Below are 19,996 nucleotides of genomic sequence, written 5' to 3'. Positions count from 1 at the left end.
CAAGCGATCTTTCAGCCGCGTGGGGCTGCTAATAAATGCCCCACGCTCGGCTGAACTAACCCCCGAAAGTTGGGCATAGTGCCCACCTTCGGGGGTTTTTCATTTGATCCGCCTGGTTTTCTTGGACAGCGCTCCGCTGGCCAGTTGATCGGCCACAAGGGTGGGGGCTTTTATTCCCATTGTTTGCTATGGGAACTCGGCCCATCTTGCCGTTACTGACTCAATCAATGTGCACGTCGCATATTGCATGTTTTAGCCAACGGCAAGTCACTCAGGGGTCGCTCCATGAGCAATGGCATTTCGACATTCAACGCTGCACGTATTTTTTTTACCCATCAAGCCGCAAAAACCGCTTCGGCGCAGACCGGCAAGTTGGGGGCGCGCACATTTGTCCAAACTGAATCGCCCACGGCGCGCATCGCGCAGAAGCTAGCGGCGATCGGCATCGGCCTGAAGGCGCTGGTTTTCATGATTAGCGCAAGTCCGAGCCAGCGCGCAGCCGTTCGGGCGAAGGCTGAGGAGCTGCGAACGCAACATCGCTCGGCTGGCGCTGGCGCAGCACCGCCCAATGCGCAACAGTCGCCAACCATACCCAAGCCGCTTCCGCCCACGCCAACAGAGCAGGCGCACGCGCAGCCGCCAGGGCATGGTTCGGCGATACCCAAGCCGCTTCCGCCCACGCCAATGGAGCAGGCGCGCCCGCAGCCGCCAGAGAATGCCTCAGTGGCCCCCAAGCCGCTCCCGCCCACGCCAACGGAGCAGGCGGGCCCGCAGCTGCAAGCTAATGCCTCGGCAGCCCCCAAGCCGCTTCCGCGCACGCCAAAGGAGTACGCGCGGCCGCAGCCGCAAGAGAACGCCTCCCCCATAGCCGAGCCGCTTCCGCGCACGTCGAAAGCGCACGAGCAATCGCAGCCGCAGGCGGCCAAGACCGCTTCGGCGATACCGACACCGCCGCCACCTCCGCCGAAAGGGTGGGTGTCGAAAATTGCGACGACGCATGCGGAACCGCCGCCGATGGCCGTGCAGGCAAAGCCTCGGCAAGCGCAGCCGGCCGTGAACGCTGACCTGGCACAGGCCATAAATCAGCGCCGCGTCCATATTAAGGAGGATGACGACCAGGCTGATACCGCGTGGGAAACGGACGACGAATTCGGGCCGGAACCCGAGCCGAAACCAGCCATTGTCCAGGCGCGTAGTTCTGGGCCGGTCGTTGGGCGGGCGAGTGGTTATAGCGCCGGGGGCTTGGTATTCAATATGAAGATGGCCGATCGGGACGCCGGCGACTCAAAAACAGAGGACGCTACCAGTTCAGAATGGACATGAGCGCAGACCTTGGGTCTGAGAAATAACCATCTTGCGCCAAGTACGAATATGCACGCCGATGCCGCGACAGTAGCCTTCAACTTTGCTTACTGAGCCAAAGGGGGAAGCGTGCGAGAAGTCCTGGATTGCGGCGTTCTGCTGGCGCCTGGCCACGAAGGTGCCATGCGGGATTGGGTCGCCCGGCATCAAGCCCGTATGGCGCGGGTTCGGCTGCACTTGGTGCCCCTTGAGGAATCCGGGCTGTTCCCCGGCCCGGATCCGTTGCCGTTGCAGGGCCACGACGTCCGGGCGCTGGCGCGCCTGGCGGTGTCGCTCAGGCGATATGACGGCTGCATCCTGCCCGTGACGCCGTCCACGGTTGCCTGGGCGCGGATGGCCCTGGCCCAGGCGGGCCCCGCGCTGACGACCCCGGTGCTTCTGTTGATGGACGATATGAAGGCCCCGGCCATCGAAGACCTGCTGGGGCTGGGCGTGGCGGACTTCATCGCGCAGCCCGCCTGCCTGGAGAGCGTCAGGGTGCGATTAGGCCGGATGGCGCGGCCGTCGGCATGGCGGCATCCGGCAGGCGCGGGCCTGCAGGAGCCGGCGGCCAGCTATCCGGGATCCGACGGGGCAGAGGCGCACGGCCAGGCCCGGCCGCGCGTGCTGGCGGCATTCGTCGACCCGACCCTGGCCGGTATGCGACACCGTCGGGACATGCCGGACATGCGGGGCATGAGGGGCATGCGGGAAATGGGCGACGCCCGGGACAATCGGGATGCGGCGCGGGATTCCCGGGATATGCGGCGATTGCCGGCGCAGGAATCGTTCCGCGTGGCGAAATCCCTGGTGGTGGACGGCTTCGAACGGGACTACATTCGCCACGCGCTGTCGCGCCATGGCGGCAACGTGGCCCAGGCGGCGCGGGCCTGCGCCAAGCATCGGCGCGCGTTTTGGGCGCTGATGCGCAAGCACGGCATCGAGGCCGCTCCTTATCGGCAGGCGGCATTGGCACGCCGGATGGGCGACTGAACTTCGACGGGCTTGCGTCCCGACAAGACGCGTCTGCCCGCCGGGCGTGCCTTGTCAGCTTGGGGAAGTAAAATCACGGCTTCCGATCATCGAGGATAGTCGTGTCTGCTTCCAGCTTGAAGAACGATGTGTTCTTGCGCTCGCTCCTGCGCGAGCCCGTGCCCTATACCCCGATCTGGCTGATGCGCCAGGCGGGTCGCTACCTGCCCGAGTACCGCGCCACGCGCGCCCGGGCAGGCTCTTTCATGGGCCTGGCTCAGAATCCGGACTATGCGATGGAAGTCACATTGCAGCCGCTGGAGCGCTTCGACCTGGATGCGGCCATCCTGTTCTCGGACATCCTGACCGTGCCGCACGCGATGGGCCTGGGTCTGGATTTCGCTGAAGGCGAAGGCCCGCGCTTTGCCCGCCCCGTGCGGACCGAGGAAGACGTGGCGCGCCTGGCCGTGCCCGACATGGACAAGCTGCGCTATGTGTTCGACGCGGTCAGCGTGATCCGCCGCGAGCTGGACGGCAAGGTGCCGCTGATCGGCTTTGCCGGCAGCCCGTTCACCATTGCCTGCTACATGGTCGAAGGGCAGGGCAGCGACGACTACCGGCTGATCAAGACGATGCTGTATTCGCGTCCGGACCTGCTGCACCGCATCCTGGAAATCAATGCCGAAGCCACGCTGCAATACCTGAACGCGCAGATCGCCGCCGGGGCGCAGGCCGTCATGCTGTTCGACAGCTGGGGCGGCGTGCTGGCCGATGGCCTGTTCCAGCAGTTTTCACTGGCCTACACGAAAAAGGTCGTGGCCGGTCTGACCCGCGAACACGAAGGCCGGCGCGTCCCGGTCATTGTCTTCACCAAGGGCGGCGGCCAATGGCTGGAACAGATCGCGGCTTGCGGCTGCGATGCCGTAGGGCTGGATTGGACGGTGGACCTGGCTGCGGCCCGCCGCCGCACGGGCGATTCCGTGGCTTTCCAGGGCAACCTGGACCCCATGGCGTTGTTTGGCGGCGCGTCCGGCATCCGGACGGAGGCTCGCCGTGTTCTGGACGCATTTGGCCCGGTCGGCAAGGGCGGTCATGTGTTCAATCTGGGTCATGGCATTTCGCGCTTCACCCCGCCGGAAGCCGTAGCGGAATTGGTCGACGAAGTCCACCAACATAGCCGCTCGCTGAGGGGGTAAGTGAGTGAACGCTTCGGTCCGAAGGGCCGAAGTTTGGGGGCCCCGGCAAGCACTTGTGCACAGCAAGATTTTGCTCGGGGAAAACCCTTTAGAAGCTAGTTTACAATCTTGGAAGCTTGCATAAGTATTTGTTTTAAAAAACAAAAATCAAGTTTTCCACCGGATTGCAACGGCGTGCGCAATCTACGCTTATTCCAAATCCTGACGTTGCCCCAGCCTTTTCCCCAAAGTTATCCACAGGCAACCCGCCCCATGCACCGTCCAAGCCTCCATGTCTGAAGTGCCGCCGATTACGACTCCCGCAGCGGTTTGCTGGGTGCGCGTGGCGCTGGACGTGCCCTTGCCCGGCCCCTTCGATTACCGCAGCGACGCGCCGGTGCCGGTCGGGTTGCGGGTGATCGTGCCGTTCGGGCGGCGCAAGATGATCGGGGTCGTGGTGGAGAACCCGGCCGAACCGTCTTTCGACCCCAAAAAGATCGTGCCCATCGAACAGGTGCTGGACGATCTGCCGCCTTTTGACGAGGACTGGCTGCGCCTGGCCCGGTTTGCCGCGGACTATTACCAGCGCCCCTTGGGCGAGGTGATGCTGCCGACGTTGCCGCCGCCCCTGCGCAAACCCACCGCGTACCAGGGCAAGCGGTCGGCGGGCGGCCCGGTGGCTCGGCTGGACAACCGCAAACGCAAGGCGGCCCGCGCGCCGGCCAAGGCCGACCAGCCTCCTGAACTGAACGAAGCGCAGGCCGCCGCCGTGGACGCTATTGGCGCGCTGGCGGGGTTCAAGCCCGTGTTGCTGCATGGCGTGACGGGCAGCGGCAAGACCGAGGTGTATCTGCGGGCCGCGGAACGCGTGCTGGCGCAGGGGCGCCAAGTGCTCCTGATGGTGCCCGAAATCAACCTGACGCCACAGCTGGAAGGGGCGCTGCGCGCGCGCCTTGAGGCGGTGGTTGGTCCGGATGGGCTGGCCGTCATGCACAGCGGCCTGTCCGACGGCGAACGCCTGCAGGCTTGGGCGCGTGCCCAGCGCGGCGACGCGCGCATGCTGTTGGGCACGCGCATGTCGATTTTCGCGCCCTTGAGCAAGCTGGGCCTGATCGTCGTGGACGAAGAACACGATGCCTCCTACAAGCAGCAGGACGGCCTGCGCTATTCGGCGCGCGACCTGGCCGTGTGGCGCGCCCACGATCTGGACATTCCCGTGGTGCTGGGGTCGGCCACGCCGTCCCTGGAAACCTGGCAGCACGCCGAGCGGGGCCGATATCTGCGCCTGACGTTGCCGGCCCGCGCGCGTTCCAGCAGCCTGCCGTCCATGCGGCTGGTGGATACGCGCCGCTTGCAGATGAAGCACGGCATGTCGCCGCAGCTGCTGGAGGCCATTGGACAGCGGCTGGAACGGAAAGAGCAGTCGCTGATTTTCCTGAACCGGCGCGGTTATTCGCCGGTGCTGCATTGCCAGTCTTGCGCATGGGTCAGCAATTGTCCGCGCTGCACGGCATTTACCGTGCTGCACCGTACCGAAGGCCGGGGCCATCGCCTGCAATGCCACCATTGCGGCTATCAGGCGCCGGTGCCGCATGCGTGCCCGGAATGCGGCGACCAAGACCTGGCGCCGATGGGCCGCGGCACGCAACGCATCGAAGAACATCTTGCCGAGCTGTTTCCCGGCGCGCGCATCCTGCGCATCGATGCCGACAGCACTCGCAAAAAAGGCAGCGCCGAGGCGCTGTTCGCGTCGGTGCATGCGGGCGAGGTCGACATTCTGGTGGGCACGCAGATGGTGGCGAAGGGCCACGATTTTGCTCGGCTGGGACTGGTGGGCGTGCTGAATTCCGATTCGATGCTGTTCGCGCACGACTTCCGCGCGCCCGAGCGCCTGTTTGCCCAATTGATGCAGGTGGCGGGCCGCGCGGGACGCCACCAGGGCAACGGCGAGGTGCTGATCCAGACCGGCTATCCCGAGCAGCCCGTGTACCAGGCGCTGCTGCGCCACGACTACGCGGGCTTTGCGCGGCACGCACTGCACGAACGCGAAAGCACCGGCTTGCCGCCCTTCGTCTACCAAGCGCTGTTGACCGCCGAGGCGCGCGAGCTGAAGGTGGCGCAAGCCTTCCTGGAACGCGCGCGGGTGCTGCCGGAAGGCGAATGGGCCGCGGACTTTCCGGGCCTGGACGCGATCATGCTGTACGACCCGGTGCCGCTGCGCGTGGTGCGGGTGGCCAACATCGAGCGCGCCCAACTACTGGTGGAAAGCGCCAGCCGGCCCGCCTTGCAGGCGTTCCTGGCGTCCTGGTCGCACCACCTGCCTTACATCGCCAACGAGGCGCGCGTGCGCTGGCAACTGGAAGTCGATCCGCTGGAAATCTGACCCTGGGCAACGGCCGATGCGTCATCCATCCGATTGTTCTATGATCGTCTTCCTCTATCGCGCTGGCGTGGCAGGCCCGCATCGGCGGCTGCGCCCGTCCCCATTTTTTCGCGTGTTACCGGCCCGCTGACGGGCGGCCGCAGGCCTTGCGCCTGGCGGCCGCGGCCGCATTGCGGCGAGCGCGACGCATGACGATCCAACTCTCAAAATGTCCGCAAGCGAATCTATTGGTCAAGGCATGAATCCCGCCCAAAGGGAGGCGGTGCTTTACCTGGACGGCCCGTGCCTGGTGCTGGCCGGCGCCGGTAGCGGCAAAACACGCGTGATCACGCAGAAGATTGCCTATCTGCTGCGGGAATGCGGCTACATGGGCCGCAACGTGGTGGCCCTGACCTTCACCAACAAGGCCGCGCGCGAGATGGACGAGCGCGTGAAGACGCTGGTGGACCGCAAGCTGTCCAAGGGCTTGATCATCAGCACGTTTCACTCGTTGGGCGTGAAGATGCTGCGCGAAGAAGCGCGCAACGCGGGCTTGAAGCCCACGTTTTCGATCCTGGACGCCGACGATGCCATGTCGATCATCCAGGAACTGTTGGCCACGACCGACAAGGCCCGTCTGCGGCACGTGCAGGGCATTATCTCGTTGTGGAAGAACGCGCTGCTGGAGCCGGACGACGCCGCGCGCGAAGCCGTGACCCCCGGCGACGTCGAAGCGGCCAACATCTATCGCAGCTACGCCGCCACGCTGGCCGCCTATCAGGCGGTGGATTTCGATGACCTGATCCGCATTCCCGCCTTGCTGCTGGCCAGCAACGAGGAAGTGCGCACGCGTTGGCAGAACCGCGTGCGCTATCTGCTGGTGGACGAATACCAGGACACCAACGTGTGCCAATACCGTCTGGTGCAGCTGCTGACCGGCTCGCGCGCCATGTTCACGGCGGTCGGCGACGACGATCAGGCGATCTACGCCTGGCGCGGCGCCACGATCGAAAACCTGGCCAAGCTGACGACCGACTATCCCAACATCAAGCTCATCAAGCTGGAACAGAACTACCGCTCGGTGCAGCGCATTCTGGCGGCCGCCAATGCGGTCATTGAAAAGAATCCCAAGCTGTTCGAAAAGAAGCTGTGGTCGGATCTGGGTGTGGGTGAACCGATCCTGGTGTCGGCGATGGATGGCGAAGAGCAGGAAGCGGAATCGATCGCCATGAAGGTCTCGGCCTCGCGCTTCGAGCGCCAGGCGCAGTGGAAGGATTTCGCCATCCTGTACCGCAGCAACCACCAGTCGCGCATCCTGGAACAAGCCCTGCGCAACCTGAAGATTCCGTACACGATTTCGGGCGGCCAGAGCTTTTTCGACAAGACCGAAGTGCGCGACGTGCTGTCGTATCTGCGGCTGCTGGCCAATGACGATGACGATCCCGCCTTTATCCGCGCCGCCACCACGCCCAAGCGCGGCATTGGCCAGGCGACCTTGCAGGTGCTGGGGCAGTACGCGGCCACGCGCGAGATCTCGCTGTTGGCGGCGGTGGCCGAGACGGGCCTGGAAAGCCAGTTGGCGCCGCGCCAGCTGGACCCGCTGCGCACCTTCGCCGAGTTCATCCGCCGCATGCAGTGGCGCGCCGGACGTGGCGCGACCTCGGGCAAGGACGCGGCGCCCGCCGAACCTGCGGGCGTCATCCTGGACGATCTGGTGGAAGCCATCCAGTACGAACGCCACCTGTTCGAACTGTTTGAAGAGCGTCCCGCGCAAACGCGCTGGCAGAATGTGCTGGAACTGACGGGCTGGCTCAAGCGCAAGGCCGAAGAAGACAATATGACGCTCTTCGACCTGGTGCAGCACGTGGCACTGGTCACCATGCTGGAGCGTGGCGAAGAAGACGAGCCCGATGCCGTCAAGATGTCGACGCTGCACGCGTCCAAGGGCCTGGAGTATCCGCACGTGTACCTGGCCGGTGTCGAAGAGGGGCTGTTGCCCCACCTGGGCAAGGACGACGAGGTCGGCGACCCCGCGCGCGCGGCCGAAAACCTGGCGACGCGCATTCAAGAAGAACGCCGCCTGATGTACGTGGGCATCACGCGCGCGCAGCGCAGCCTGAATCTGAGCTGGTGCAAGCGCCGCCGCCGCGCCCGCGAAGACGTGGTGCGCGAGCCCTCGCGCTTCATCGAAGAGATGGGGCTGGGTGACGTGCGGGTGCAGGAAGATGAAGCCACGGCCGCCATGAATCCCAAGGAGCGCATGGCAATGCTGAAGGCGCTGCTGAAGAAATAGCGCGGGAGCCGACGCCATGACAGACGACGTCCGATACCATCCGGTGCCCGGCACGCCGGGACTGGTGCTGGGCGAGGCGCGGTTCAGCGCGTTCCAGTTCGACCGCCACTACCATGTCGACTATCACATCGGATTGGTGACGCAGGGCGTGCAGCGCCAGTCCTTTCGAGGCAAGAGCATCTTGCTGGGCCCTGGCGGCATCGCCCTGATGCCGCCAGGCGAGATTCACGACGGCGCGGGCGTCGGCGATGATGGCGCGTCCTACACGTTGAAGACGTTCCGCCTGTCGGCCGAACTGATGCGTGGCTTTATCGAAGAGGTGTCGGGCGCGGCGGCCGATGAACGCTTCTTCGGCACGCTGGTCGAGGATGCTGCGCTGGCTGCCCGCTTCATGGCGCTGCACAGCGCGTGGATGTCTGGCGCGCCGGCTGCGCCATTGGCGCAGGAATCGCAATCGCTGGCGCTGATGGGCGCCTTGTTCGCGCGGACCGGCGCGGTGCGGCCCGATCCTGTCAAGGGCGGCCTGTCGCCCACGCATCTGCGCGCGGTGCGGGACTATTGCCAAGCGCACCTGTGCGAGAAGATCGCGCTGGACGATCTGGCCCGGCTATGTGGATTAAGCCGCTTCCAGTTCCTGCGGCGCTTCACGCATTCGGCGGGTTTGACGCCGCATGCGTGGCTGGTGCGGCTGCGGCTTGAGCGCGCTTGCGCGGCCCTGGCCGCCGCGAAGGGGTCGGTGGCCCAGGTGGCGGCGGATGTGGGCTTCTACGACCAGAGCCACTTCAACCGGGCGTTCCGCACGGCTTACGGCGCACCGCCCTCGGCGTACTTGCCTGCGGCGTAGGCCGCAGGCGGGCGCCTTGGGCAAAGGCCTCAAGACACCCGTGCACGCAGCGCGGACAGGAAGTAGTCCACATCCTGCGCCTGCGTGGCGAACGACGTCACCAGGCGCACCACGCCAGGGCCCCAGCGATCGTGATAGAAGCGAAAACCATCGGCCAGCAGGCCCTCGATGGCGTGAGCGGGCAATTGGCAGAACAGGATGTTGGCATCGGCCGTGCCTTGCAACGTCACGCCCGCAAGCCCCTGCATGCCGGCCGCCAGACGTGCGGCCATGGCGTTGGCCTGGCGCGCGTTGCGCAGCCACAGGTCGCCATCCAGATACGCTTCCAATTGCGCTGACAGCAGCCGCATTTTCGAGAACAAATGCCCGCCGCGCTTGCGCCGGAACTCGAGTTCGCGGGCGCGTTCCGGGTTGAACACCACGATGGCTTCGGTGCCCAGCACGCCGTTCTTGGTGGCGCCGAACGACAGAATCTCGACACCGGCCTTCCAGGTCATTTCCGCTGGCGTGCATGCCAGGCTGACCAATGCGTTCGCAAAACGGGCGCCATCCATATGCAAGGGCAAGCCGGCATCTTGGCAGACGCGGCCGATGGCGGTGATCTCATCTTGCGTGTAGACCGCGCCGGTCTCGGTGGCCTGGGTGATGCTGACGCACGACGGTTGGACGGAGTGCACGTCACCCACTTTGCGGCGCGCTTCGACGGCCAGCTCCGCGGGATCGATCTTGGCGGCGTCGCCGCCCAGCAGCTTGAGGCGCGCGCCGTGAGTGTAGAACTCCGGCGCGCCGCATTCGTCGTTGGCGATATGGGCCTGGGCGTGGCACAGCACGGCGCCCCAGGGCGGGGTCAACGCGGCCAGGCTGATCGAGTTGGCGGCGGTGCCGGTGGGCACCAGCAGCACGTCCACCTCGTGTTCGAAGATGTCGGCCAGTTTGCGCTGCACGCGCAGCGTGCCGTCGTCCGCGCCATAGGCCGGCGCTTGGCCCGCGCCTGCGCGCATCAAGGCTTCGAAGACTTCGGGGCTGGCGCCCGCGATGTTGTCGCTGGAAAAGCCCTGTTGCAGGGCGGGGACGGATGAGGACGTATTCACGGGACAGGTTCCGGCTGATACTGGGAAAGGGCCACTATGCCGTTGGCTGGGCGCGCAAGCTTGTAGAAAATTGCGGGTCGCTCCTACACTGGGCAAGACTGTCTTGAAGGAGCGCGTCATGTGTCGTTGGCTGGCTTACACCGGTAATCCCCTGCAGATGGAGAGCGTGCTGTTCAAGGCCAAGCACTCCCTGATCGATCAGAGCCTGCACGCGCGTCTGGGCGCCACCACGACGAACGGAGACGGTTTCGGGCTGGGATGGTACGGACGCCCCGCGGATGGCCGTCCCCCAGAGCCGCCGTTTCGCTACCGCAGCGTGCACCCGGCCTGGAACGACCGTAACCTGCGCGAGGCGGCGCGCGCGATTCACGCGCCGTTGTTCGTGGCGCATATCCGCGCGGCCACCGATACGCCCGCGCAGGAAACCAATTGCCATCCGTTCCGGCACGGGCAATGGCTGTTCGTGCATAACGGCGTGATCCGCGATTACCCGCTTTTGCGCCGCGACCTGATGCTGATGATCGCGCCGGCGTATTTCGGCTCGCTCGAGGGGTCCACGGATTCCGAGGTGATGTTCTTGCTGGCGCTGACGTTCGGTCTGGAGGAAGACCCTATCCCTGCGCTGGCGCGCATGGTGGGCGCGGTCGAGGAGACGGGGCGGCGCCATGGCGTGGCGCATCCCATCAACATGACCGTCTGCGCGCTGGACGGCGAACGCCTGATCGCGGTGCGTTATTCCAGCGAGACCGAGTCGCGCACCTTGTTCCACAATACCTGCGTGCGGCATCTGCGCGAGCTCTACCCCGACGATCCGCAGATCGCGGCGCTGGACGAAGATGCTTTTCTGCTGCTGTCCGAGCCCCTGACCGAAATGCCGGGCGCCTGGGAAGAGGTGCCCGAATCCACGGCGATCATCGCCGGGCGGGGCGACGTGACGCACTATCCGTTCCTGCCGATCCCGCCTGGGGCGGCCCAGCGATAAGCAAGGCCCCCCACGCTGCGCACGCCTTGCGTGCTTGCTGCCCCCCGAGGGGGCGCTTTTATCTTGGGGCGGCCCAGCGATAAAAGGGGTCATCAAGCACGTATTCCTCATATGGGGGAGAATGCGTGTCGCATGACTTTGCGACGTCCTGGGCCGCGAAAGCACCCTAACTGAATAAGGAAGTTGCATGACTAATAGCAAAACCCCGCAGGCCTCTGACGCATTGGCGGTGTTTACGCACACGGGGAACGCCCCGGTTCGCTTTGAATTGCATGACAAGGGTGTCGTCAGCCAGCAGGGCGACACGCGCCAATACACCGCTTTCGCGGATATCCAGGATCTTTGCCTGTTCGCTGCCGGTCCGGACGCCGCAGCGGGCCCGGTCAACAGCCTTGCCTATCGCACGGACGCGGCGGCAGACTGGACCGTGGTGCCCAGCGGCACCACCGATTTCCCCGTTTTCATGGATGGATTCCGTTCGCGCTACGTCGAGCAGCGTCTGCCGGTGCTGGAAGCGATGATCGCCAATGGCACGCGTGTTCCGTTCCGCTATGTGAAGGCCGGCGAATTCCCGGACCTGGAAACGCAAGAGCTGGCTTTGTCGGCGGAAGGGCTGCACATTGGCGGCGCCACCTGGCCTTACGAGTCGCTTAAGCGCATTGACCTGAATGACTGGACCGAGACGGTCACCCTGCAAGACGACAGCGGCAAGACGGTGTTCTCGAGCGTGGCCACGCGCATCCTCAGTTCGGACCTGTTGGTTAACCTGGTGTACGACCAGTTGGGGCAAGCGGCGGAATACGCCTGAGTGGGCATGGCCCCAGCGGCGCCAGGCGCGCCGGCTGTTCCAGGATGAAGAAAGGGCCGCTGTCAGCGGCCCTTTTCCATTCAGTGCCCCGCGTGCAGCGCGGGGTTCAACGCGCCCCAGGCAGCGGTGCGCACCAGGCATTCGACGACGCCGGTCTGCGAGTTGCGGCGGAACAGCAGGCCATGTTGGCCCGCTAGCTGCAAGGCTTTTACGACGGCGCCTTCCGGCGTCAGCACGCGGGTGCCGGCGGTAACGTAGCAGCCCGCCTCCACCACGCAATCGTCGCCCAGCGAAATGCCCAGGCCGGAGTTCGCGCCCAACAGGCAGCGTTTGCCGATGGACACGACTTGCTTGCCGCCGCCGGACATGGTGCCCATGATGGAGGCGCCACCGCCGATGTCGCTGCCGTCGTCGACGATGACGCCCGCGCTGATACGGCCTTCGACCATGGACGCGCCGAGCGTGCCGGCATTGAAGTTGCAAAATCCTTCATGCAGCACAGTGGTGCCGGGCGACAGATGGGCGCCCAAGCGCACGCGCGCAGTGTCGGCGATGCGCACGCCGCCGGGCACGACGTAGTCGGTCATGCGCGGGATTTTGTCGACGCCGCGGATTTCAAGGGTCTGGCCGGTGGCGCGTAGTTGCCAGCGCAAGGCGTCGACCTGATCGACGGCGCAAGGGCCGACGGAGGTCCACGCAACGTTGGCAAGCACGCCAAACAAGCCATCCAGGTTGGCGTCGTGCGGGCGGATCAGCCGATGGCTAAGCAGATGCAGGCGCAGATAGGCGTCATGCGCGTCAGCGGGCGGTTCGTCGAGCGAGGCGATGGCGGTGCGCACGGCAACGATATCGACTTTACGGCGGGTGTCCCGAATGAGGGCGGTGGGAACGTGTTCGCCAAGCGCGGCACGCGCTTCTTCGGGCGTCAGATGACGGGTCCCGCCAGCGGGAGCGTGATCGGCCAGCGAGGGACGCGGATACCAGGTATCCAGAACGGTGCCGTCAGCGGCAAGCGTGGCAAGGCCATAGGCGATGGCGCTTTGAGGGGCGGGGGCGGACATGGCGGAGGTTTCGGGGCTGGGAATGGGGGGATTCTAGGCGATTGTGGGGGCGGGGCGGGGATCTTCGAGGAGGATTCTGGGCTGCGTGGGTGTGTGGGCTTTGGATCTTCGTGGGCGTGTGGGCTTGGATCTTCGTGGGGCGCTCGCCGCCGGGGTCGGGTGGGTGGCGCGCGCCCACGATTGCGGTCCGGAGCCTTCGCTCCGGACTGCCCTCTCGTCATCTTCGTTGCGGCCTGCGGCCGCTGCCTTCAGATTCCCTCGGGCGCATCAAGGTTGCGCGCCACCCACCCGACCCCGGCGACGAGCTGCGCCGTCTTGGTTTGCGCGCTTTTGATGGGTGGTTTTCTGTTGGCCCCGCCGTCAGGCGGGGGAGGTGGAGCGACGGGTGGCGCGCGGCAGATAGCTGTGTGCGTAGCCAGACCTGCGCGCGCGCCAGCCGTCTAATAGGGAGACTGTCGATACGATCCGGTGCGGTCGTTCTTCTTACTAGCTGGGCGTCAATCGTAGGATGGGTGGAGCGCGGCAAATTCGGCATGAGGACGCCGGCGTCCATCGCGCGCAACCCATCATGCTGCGGTCATTTCTTGCCCGCTTCAGCCACAACGCAACCGCCGCTTGATGGGTTGCGCGCGCTGGGCGGCAGTGTTTTTGCTTAAGAACTCTCGCGCTCCACCCATCCTACGGAGCACGATCAACAACATCACGACGCATGACGCCGCCAAGTCTCCAAGGCCGCGCGCGCGGCCGGCCGCGAGCGGGCCCCGCAAGATCATCCACCCCACGCCTTTGTTGACGAGAACGCAAGCAAACCGTTCTTCCCGGCGGTCGCGAGATTGCGACTGAAAGAGCCCGGCACGGCGGTCCCCCGGCGAGAGCGGGGAGTCAATAAGCCCGTCGGAATCTGAAGGAGCTGCCGCAGGCAGTGACGAAGAGGACGATGGGGGGGCCGCCGAGGCGAGTCCGGAGCGAAGGCTCCGGACCGCAATCGTTGACCCGCTCTCGCCGGGGGGCGCCGTGACGGGCGTCTAAAGAACCACCACCGCCACAAAAAAACTCAAGCCAATTCCCGAAGCAGCAATTCCCAAAACTTCAACCGTTGCTCCAGCGTCGACACCAGAATGTACTCATTCAACGTATGTGCCCCGTCGCCATCCGCGCCAAGGCCGTCCAGCGTAGGAATCCCCATCGCCGACGTGAAGTTCGCGTCGCTGCCGCCGCCCGTCATCGGCGCATCTTCCAGCAGGAAACCCGCACGGTCCGCATAGCCTTGCACCAGTGCCAGCAGCGCTGCCGCCGCTTCCGTCTTCACCATCGGCGGACGGTTCAGTTCCACGTTGATGTCCAGTTCAACATCCGGACCCACCGCGCACAGCTCGCGCATCCGGCGCAGCACGTCTTCCGCGGCGCCCATGTCGGGCACGCGGAAATCCACCACGCAACGGCACAGGGCCGGCACGGTGTTGGTGACGGTGCCGCCGGCGATGGTGCCAACGCTGACCGTGATGCCGCGGTCGTAGTCGGTCATCGCTTCCAGCGCCAGCACCTGATGCGCCATTTCGCGGATCGCGCTGCGGCCCTTTTCGTGCTGCATACCGGCATGCGCCGGGCGGCCTTTGACGTTCAGGTTCAGCATGCCCGTGCCCTTGCGTGCCGTCACGCACTTGCCGCCGTTGGGGCGGGCCGGTTCGCAGACCAGCGCGTACTTGGCGTTGGCGGCGAAGCGCTCGATGTGCGCGCGGGACGCATGGCTGCCGGTTTCCTCGTCGGGCACCACCAGAAAGTCGACAGGCAGTTGCGTCGCGCCGGGGCGCGCCACGCCGGCCAATGCCGTCAAGGCCAGGTAGATGCCTGCCTTCATGTCATAGCTGCCGGGGCCGTAGAGGCGGTCGCCGTCGATGCGAACCGGGTTTTCCAGCAGCGTGCCGACCGGATGCACCGTATCCATGTGCGCCAGGATCAGGATGCCGGGGCGGGTATCGCCGGGAGCGCGGTTGGTGGCGTACAAGAGCGGGCCCGTGGTGGGCCCCAGGGACGACAGCTCCACCGTCAAGCCTGCGGCGGCCGCGTAGTCAGCGATGATGCGCGCCATGGCGGCGATGCCGTCGGGGTAGTTCGACGGCGATTCGCATTGCAGCCAGCTTTGAATGCCGGCGACGATCTGTTCAGTGCTCTGGGTGTTGGACATGGCGGTATCGGGTTTCAGCAATGAAAAGGAAAGAGACGATCAAGCGACCTGCTGGCCGGCCAGGCGGGCCAGTTCGGCGTCGTCGGGCATCTTGCCGTCGAACCACAGGCTGGCGCACACGGCCGACATGGCGCGGCCATCGTGGCCGATGCCGGGCACCACTTGCAGCGTCCAGCCGAACGGCACGCCGCGGCGCTCGGCTTCCTGCTTGCCGAACGCGTAGTAGTTCTGCGCGCGCGCGAAACGGTGCGGGCCCTGGCGCATGGCGGCGGGTTCGGACGGCAGGTTGGGGTCGTCGGTCGCGATGTCCTGGTCGCCCGCCAGAATGGTCATCGGGTAGGCCAGCAGCTTCACCAGGTGCTCTTCGGTCAGGCCGACGCCGTCCATGCCTTCGGGGAACGGATGGTCGAAGGTCGGCAGCGTGTACCAGCCGGGGTTGCCGGCCGCGACGGCCTTGAACGGCGCGTGCGACTGGCTGCTCATCAGCCGGTGCACGAACTGGCCGCCGGCCGAATGGCCGAACAGGTAGACGTTCTGGCCATCGGTGATTTCACCGGCGATCATGTCCTTGATCACGTTGCCGACCAGCGCGTAGGTCCAGCCGTCGATGTGGCGCGGATTGCCGCCGGCCGAGAACACACGGCCGTTGTTGTAGCTTTCCACGCCGGGCCAGATCTCGTTGGAGAAGGTCAGGGCCACGATCAGCAGCTTGTGCTTGTCGGCGGCCTCGACCCAGAAGTCGCGGTATTCGTCGCCGTTGCGCAGCACGCCGTGCTGCACGATGACGACCGGGCGGTCGGGCGTGTAGCCATACGGGCGGTACGTCTGCAGCTTGAAGGGGCGGTCGGAATTGCGGTCTTCATCCACGTACAGGATGGCATTGCGGCCCGCATGGCCCATTTCGATGGCGATGCGGTCCGCGTTGGACATGTCGGAGGGTTTCATCAAGCGCTCGCTTCATTCAGGTGGCAGGCCGACCAATGGCCCGCCGAGATTTCTTTCAGGACCGGCGCCTGCTCGCGGCAACGCGGCATGGCGTGGGGGCAACGGGGGTTGAAGGTGCAGCCGGGAGGCGGGTTCAGCGGCGACGGGATTTCGCCCTTGATCTGCGTGAACTTGCGGCCGCGGCGAGCCACGTCGGGCACTTCGGCCATCAGGGCCTGGGTGTAGGGATGATTGGCGCGCGCGAAGATCTCGGCCGACGTGGAGACTTCCACGATCTTGCCCAGGTACATGATCGCCACGCGGTCCGAGATGTGCTTGACCACACCCAGGTCGTGGCTGATGAACAGGTAGGTGAAGCCATGCTGTTCGCGCAAGTCCATGAACAGGTTGATCACCTGCGCCTGGATCGACACGTCCAGCGCGGCGACCGGCTCGTCGCAGACCAGGAACTTGGGCGCCACCATCAGCGCACGGGCGATGCCGATCCGCTGGCGCTGGCCGCCCGAAATCTGGTGCGGGAAGCGGTCGCGGTATTCGGCGTCCAGGCCCACTTCCTTCAGGGCCTGATCGATGCGGCCCGGGATCTCGGCGGGCGGCGCCAGCTTGTGGACTTTGAGCGATTCGCCCAGGATCTGGCGCAGGCGCTGGCGCGGGTTCAGCGAGGCCTGCGGGTCCTGGAAGATCATCTGCACGCCCAGCGTGTAGGCCAATTTTTCGGCGCCGCGCAGGCGCACGGCGTCCTGGCCCTGGTACAGCAGTTCGCCTTCGGTCTGGCGGTGCAGGCCTGCCACGACGCGGCCCAGGGTGGACTTGCCGCAGCCGGACTCGCCCACCAGCCCGACGACTTCGCCGCGCTTGATGGACAGGTCGACGCCGTTGACGGCATGCACCGTGCGGCGGTCGATGGGCCGGCCGGTCAGGGCCAGGATGCGCTGGGCCAGGTCGGGACGTTGCTCGAAGCGCTTGTGGATGTTCTTGAGCTCGATGACGGGGGTATCGGCTTGGCTCATGCTTCTTGTGCCTCGCGGGCTATCGGCACGTAACAGCGATAGCTGCGCGGACCTTCTGTGGTGACGGAGGGGGCTTGTTCGGTGCACCGCGGGATAACCTTGGTGCAGCGCGGACGGAACGCACAGCCGGAGGGGCGGCCGGCCAGGCTGGGCGCCATGCCGTTGATCTGGTGCAGGCGCGCGCCGGGCTGCGTGGTGCCGGGCATCGAATCCAGCAAACCCTTGGTGTAGGGGTGGCGCGGCGATTCCAGCACCTGCTCGACCGGGCCGCTTTCCACGATGCGGCCGGCATACATCACGGCCACGCGGTCGGCCAGTTCGGCCACCACGCCCAGGTCGTGGGTGATCCAGATCAGCGCGGTGTTGTGCTCGCGGCAGATCTCTTGCATGCGGTAGAGGATCTGGCCCTGGATGGTGACGTCCAGCGCGGTGGTGGGCTCGTCGCAGATGATCAGGTCGGGCTTGTTCAGCATGGCGATCGCGATCGCCACGCGTTGGCGCATGCCGCCCGAGAACTCGTGCGGATAGCTCTTCAGGCGCTTTTCCGGCGAAGGGATGCCGACCATCGCCAGCGCCTCGCGGCAGCGTTCTTCGGCTTGCGCGCGCGACACGTTCTCGTGCGTCAGGATGGCTTCCATCATCTGCTCGCCGATGCGCAGCACCGGGTTGAGCGTCATCAACGGGTCCTGGAAGATCATGGCGATGCGGTTGCCGCGCAACTGGCGCATCTGCTCTTCCGTGAGTTTGCGCAGGTCGGTGCCCTTGAACTTCACTTCGCCGTCCACGACTTCTCCGGGCGGGTCGATCAGGCCCAGCAGCGAGAAGCCCGTGACGGATTTTCCGGAACCCGATTCGCCGACCAGGCCCACGATTTCGCCCCGGCGCACGGTCAGGTCGACGCCGTCGACGGCCAGATACGCGCCGGCCTCGGTATGGAACGCGGTGCGCAGTCCGCGCACATCAAGAAGGATATCGCTCATTTCAATAGTCCAGTGCGCCACTGGCAGCTTCGGGGGTGGGCATCATCGCTTCGGATCCAGGCTTTCACGCAGGCGGTCGCCCACGATGTTGATGGAAAGAATCAGCACCAGCAGCGCAATGCCGGGGAACAGGCTGATCCAGTAATCGCCGGACAACAGGTATTGGAAGCCGTTGGAAATCAACAGGCCCAGCGACGGCTCGGTGATCGGCACGCCGACCCCCAGGAAGGACAGCGTCGCTTCCAGCGCGATCGCGGTGGCGATCTGGATGGTGGCAAACACCATGACGGGGCCCAGGCAGTTGGGCAGCAGGTGGTAGACCATGATGCGCCAGGCCGGATAGCCCAGGTTGGCGGCGGCTTCCACGTATTCCTTGCGGCGTTCCTGCAGCGCGCGGCTGCGCATGATGCGGGCGTAGTGCCCCCATTGCACCAGCACCAGCGCCAGGATCACCTTGTCGACCCCGCGGCCCAGCACCACCAGCAGCACCAGCGCCACCAGGATGGTCGGGAAACCCAGGATGAAGTCGACGATGCGCATCAGCACGGTGTCGACCAGGCCGCCGACATAGGCAGCGATCAGGCCGACCGCGCCGCCGACGGCGGTGGCCAGGACGACGGCGGACAGGCCCACCATCAGGCTGATGCGCAAGCCATACAGGATGGCGCTGAGCATGTCGCGGCCCTGGTCGTCGGTGCCGAGCCAGGCGATGCTGCCGTCCATCAGCGCCTGGCGCGGCGCCAGGCGGCCGTCCATCAGCGACAGGTTGGCCAGGTCGTATGGGTTCTGCGGCGCGAAGTAGGGGGCGAAGATCACCAGGACCACCAGGATGGCCAGCGCGATCGCGGAGCCGCGCACCGTGGGGCGCGCGCGCAGTTTCTTCAGGATGGAGGCGCGCTGGGGCGTCTCAGCCAGAGGCTGGACGGTGCGGGTGCGGCCGGGATTGGGAGAGTTAGCCATGGCGGATTATTGAGCGGGGGTCACGAGCTGCACGCGCGGGTCGAGCGCGGCGTACAGGATGTCCACAACCAGGTTGATGACCACGAAGATCAGGGTGACCAGCATCACGTATGCGACCACCACGGGGCGGTCTAGCTGGTAGACGCTGTCGATCAGCAGCTTGCCCATGCCGGGCCACGCGAACACGGTTTCGGTGATGGTGGAGTAGGCGATCAGGCTGCCGAATTCCATGCCGATCACGGTCACGACCGGGATCAGGATGTTGCGCAGAATGTGGCGGCGCACGATGCGGCCGGGCTTCACGCCCTTGGCGCGCGCGAACTTCACGTAGTCCTGGCTGCGGGCCTCGACCACGCCGGAGGCGGTCAGGCGCAGCACCAGCGCGATGTTGGCCAGCGCCAGGTTGATGGCCGGCATGATCAGGTGCGACCAGCCGTCGGCGGTCAGGATGGACAGGCGCACGCCCAGCACGGTGACGGTGTCGCCGCGCCCGGTGGCCGGCAGCCAGCCCAGCCAGACGGCGAACAGCAGGATCAGCATCATGCCTTGCCAGAAGTTCGGCAGCGAAAAGCCCAGCACGGACGACGCCATGATGCCGCGGCCCAGGTAGTCGTCGCGATACAGGCCGGCGACCAGCCCCAGCGGAATGCCGACCACACAGGTCAGCATGATGGCGACGAAGACGAGTTCGAACGTGGCGGGGATGCGTTGCACGATCAGTTCGACGGCGGGGATCCCGTGCACGAAGGACGTGCCCAGATCGCCGTGCAGCGCGCGCCACAGGAACCCGGTGTACTGCTGCCACACGGGCAGGTCCAGGCCCAGGCGGGCGATCATCGCCTCGCGGGCGGCCTGGCTGGCTTCAGGGCTGACCAGCAGTTCGATCGGGTCGCCCACGGCATACACCGCGAAAAAGACCACGACCGAAACGGCCAGCAGTACGAACAGACTCTGGATCAGTCTGCGCAGGATGAACAAGGCCACGTG

The 19,996-nt window shown here is 65.7% G+C and carries 16 protein-coding genes; 8 read left to right on the top strand and 8 right to left on the bottom strand.

The features are described from left to right. The first annotated feature begins 285 nt into the window (after positions 1–285). The 6 genes from ACI0FO_RS18340 to ACI0FO_RS18315 all read left to right on the top strand — a co-directional run bounded on the left by ACI0FO_RS18340 (position 286) and on the right by ACI0FO_RS18315 (position 8,987). On the top strand, positions 286–1,323 hold the full coding sequence (locus ACI0FO_RS18340) for a hypothetical protein (RefSeq protein WP_416028900.1): 1,038 nt from the start codon (positions 286–288) through the stop codon (positions 1,321–1,323). A 108-nt stretch (positions 1,324–1,431) separates the two neighbouring features. Then, positions 1,432–2,334 (top strand): helix-turn-helix domain-containing protein, encoded by a 903-nt coding sequence (locus ACI0FO_RS18335; RefSeq protein WP_416028898.1) that lies wholly within the window; start codon positions 1,432–1,434, stop codon positions 2,332–2,334. 101 nt (positions 2,335–2,435) lie between these two features. Further along, positions 2,436–3,509: a uroporphyrinogen decarboxylase gene (gene hemE, locus ACI0FO_RS18330; protein WP_416028896.1), complete on the top strand. Its 1,074-nt coding sequence runs from the start codon at positions 2,436–2,438 to the stop codon at positions 3,507–3,509. Positions 3,510–3,780: 271 nt separating this feature from the next. Then, the gene (locus ACI0FO_RS18325; protein WP_416028894.1) at positions 3,781–5,871 is read left to right on the top strand and encodes a primosomal protein N'; all 2,091 of its coding nucleotides are present in this window, start codon (positions 3,781–3,783) and stop codon (positions 5,869–5,871) included. Positions 5,872–6,079: 208 nt separating this feature from the next. Then, positions 6,080–8,143, top strand: coding sequence for a UvrD-helicase domain-containing protein (locus ACI0FO_RS18320; RefSeq protein ID WP_416028892.1), 2,064 nt, complete (start codon positions 6,080–6,082; stop codon positions 8,141–8,143). Between the two features lie 16 nt (positions 8,144–8,159). After that, complete coding sequence (locus ACI0FO_RS18315; RefSeq protein WP_416028890.1) at positions 8,160–8,987, top strand: AraC family transcriptional regulator; 828 nt, start codon at positions 8,160–8,162, stop codon at positions 8,985–8,987. Positions 8,988–9,016: 29 nt separating this feature from the next. Here ACI0FO_RS18315 and ACI0FO_RS18310 read toward each other — a convergent pair whose 3' ends face one another. Further along, a complete protein-coding gene (locus ACI0FO_RS18310) occupies positions 9,017–10,078 on the bottom strand; it encodes a threonine aldolase family protein (RefSeq protein ID WP_416028888.1) in 1,062 nt (353 codons plus the stop codon). 118 nt (positions 10,079–10,196) lie between these two features. Between ACI0FO_RS18310 and ACI0FO_RS18305 the strand changes: the two genes are divergently transcribed. Beyond that, a complete protein-coding gene (locus tag ACI0FO_RS18305; protein ID WP_416028886.1) occupies positions 10,197–11,060 on the top strand; it encodes a class II glutamine amidotransferase in 864 nt (287 codons plus the stop codon). 187 nt (positions 11,061–11,247) lie between these two features. Further along, entirely contained in the window at positions 11,248–11,868 is a 621-nt protein-coding gene (locus ACI0FO_RS18300; protein ID WP_416028884.1) for a hypothetical protein, read from the top strand. An 80-nt stretch (positions 11,869–11,948) separates the two neighbouring features. Here the strand turns inward: ACI0FO_RS18300 and dapD are convergent, their stop codons facing one another. The 7 genes from dapD to ACI0FO_RS18265 form a co-directional block, all read right to left on the bottom strand. Then, positions 11,949–12,929 (bottom strand): 2,3,4,5-tetrahydropyridine-2,6-dicarboxylate N-succinyltransferase, encoded by a 981-nt coding sequence (dapD, locus tag ACI0FO_RS18295; RefSeq protein ID WP_416028882.1) that lies wholly within the window; start codon positions 12,927–12,929, stop codon positions 11,949–11,951. 1,054 nt (positions 12,930–13,983) lie between these two features. Continuing rightward, positions 13,984–15,114 (bottom strand): M20 family metallopeptidase, encoded by a 1,131-nt coding sequence (locus ACI0FO_RS18290; protein ID WP_416028880.1) that lies wholly within the window; start codon positions 15,112–15,114, stop codon positions 13,984–13,986. Between the two features lie 39 nt (positions 15,115–15,153). After that, positions 15,154–16,059, bottom strand: coding sequence for a prolyl oligopeptidase family serine peptidase (locus ACI0FO_RS18285; RefSeq protein ID WP_105559531.1), 906 nt, complete (start codon positions 16,057–16,059; stop codon positions 15,154–15,156). After that, positions 16,059–17,069 carry an ABC transporter ATP-binding protein gene (locus ACI0FO_RS18280; protein ID WP_416028878.1) on the bottom strand — a complete coding sequence of 337 codons (1,011 nt, stop codon included), beginning with the start codon at positions 17,067–17,069 and terminating at the stop codon, positions 16,059–16,061. The genes ACI0FO_RS18285 and ACI0FO_RS18280 overlap by 1 nt, the downstream gene beginning before the upstream one ends. Then, on the bottom strand, positions 17,066–18,049 hold the full coding sequence (locus tag ACI0FO_RS18275) for an ABC transporter ATP-binding protein (protein ID WP_416028876.1): 984 nt from the start codon (positions 18,047–18,049) through the stop codon (positions 17,066–17,068). Before ACI0FO_RS18275 ends, ACI0FO_RS18280 begins: the two co-directional genes overlap by 4 nt. A 42-nt stretch (positions 18,050–18,091) precedes the next feature. After that, positions 18,092–19,009 (bottom strand): ABC transporter permease, encoded by a 918-nt coding sequence (locus ACI0FO_RS18270; protein WP_416028874.1) that lies wholly within the window; start codon positions 19,007–19,009, stop codon positions 18,092–18,094. Positions 19,010–19,015: 6 nt separating this feature from the next. After that, positions 19,016–19,993: an ABC transporter permease gene (locus ACI0FO_RS18265; protein WP_006227256.1), complete on the bottom strand. Its 978-nt coding sequence runs from the start codon at positions 19,991–19,993 to the stop codon at positions 19,016–19,018. Between the last annotated feature and the right edge of the window lie 3 nt (positions 19,994–19,996).

Origin of the sequence: Achromobacter marplatensis, from assembly GCF_049060505.1 — a bacterium.
In the GTDB taxonomy this organism is placed as follows: Bacteria; Pseudomonadota; Gammaproteobacteria; order Burkholderiales; family Burkholderiaceae_B; genus Achromobacter; species Achromobacter marplatensis_A.
Note: the sequence above shows the minus strand (reverse complement) of the source record. Positions and strands in the feature narration are given on the sequence as shown.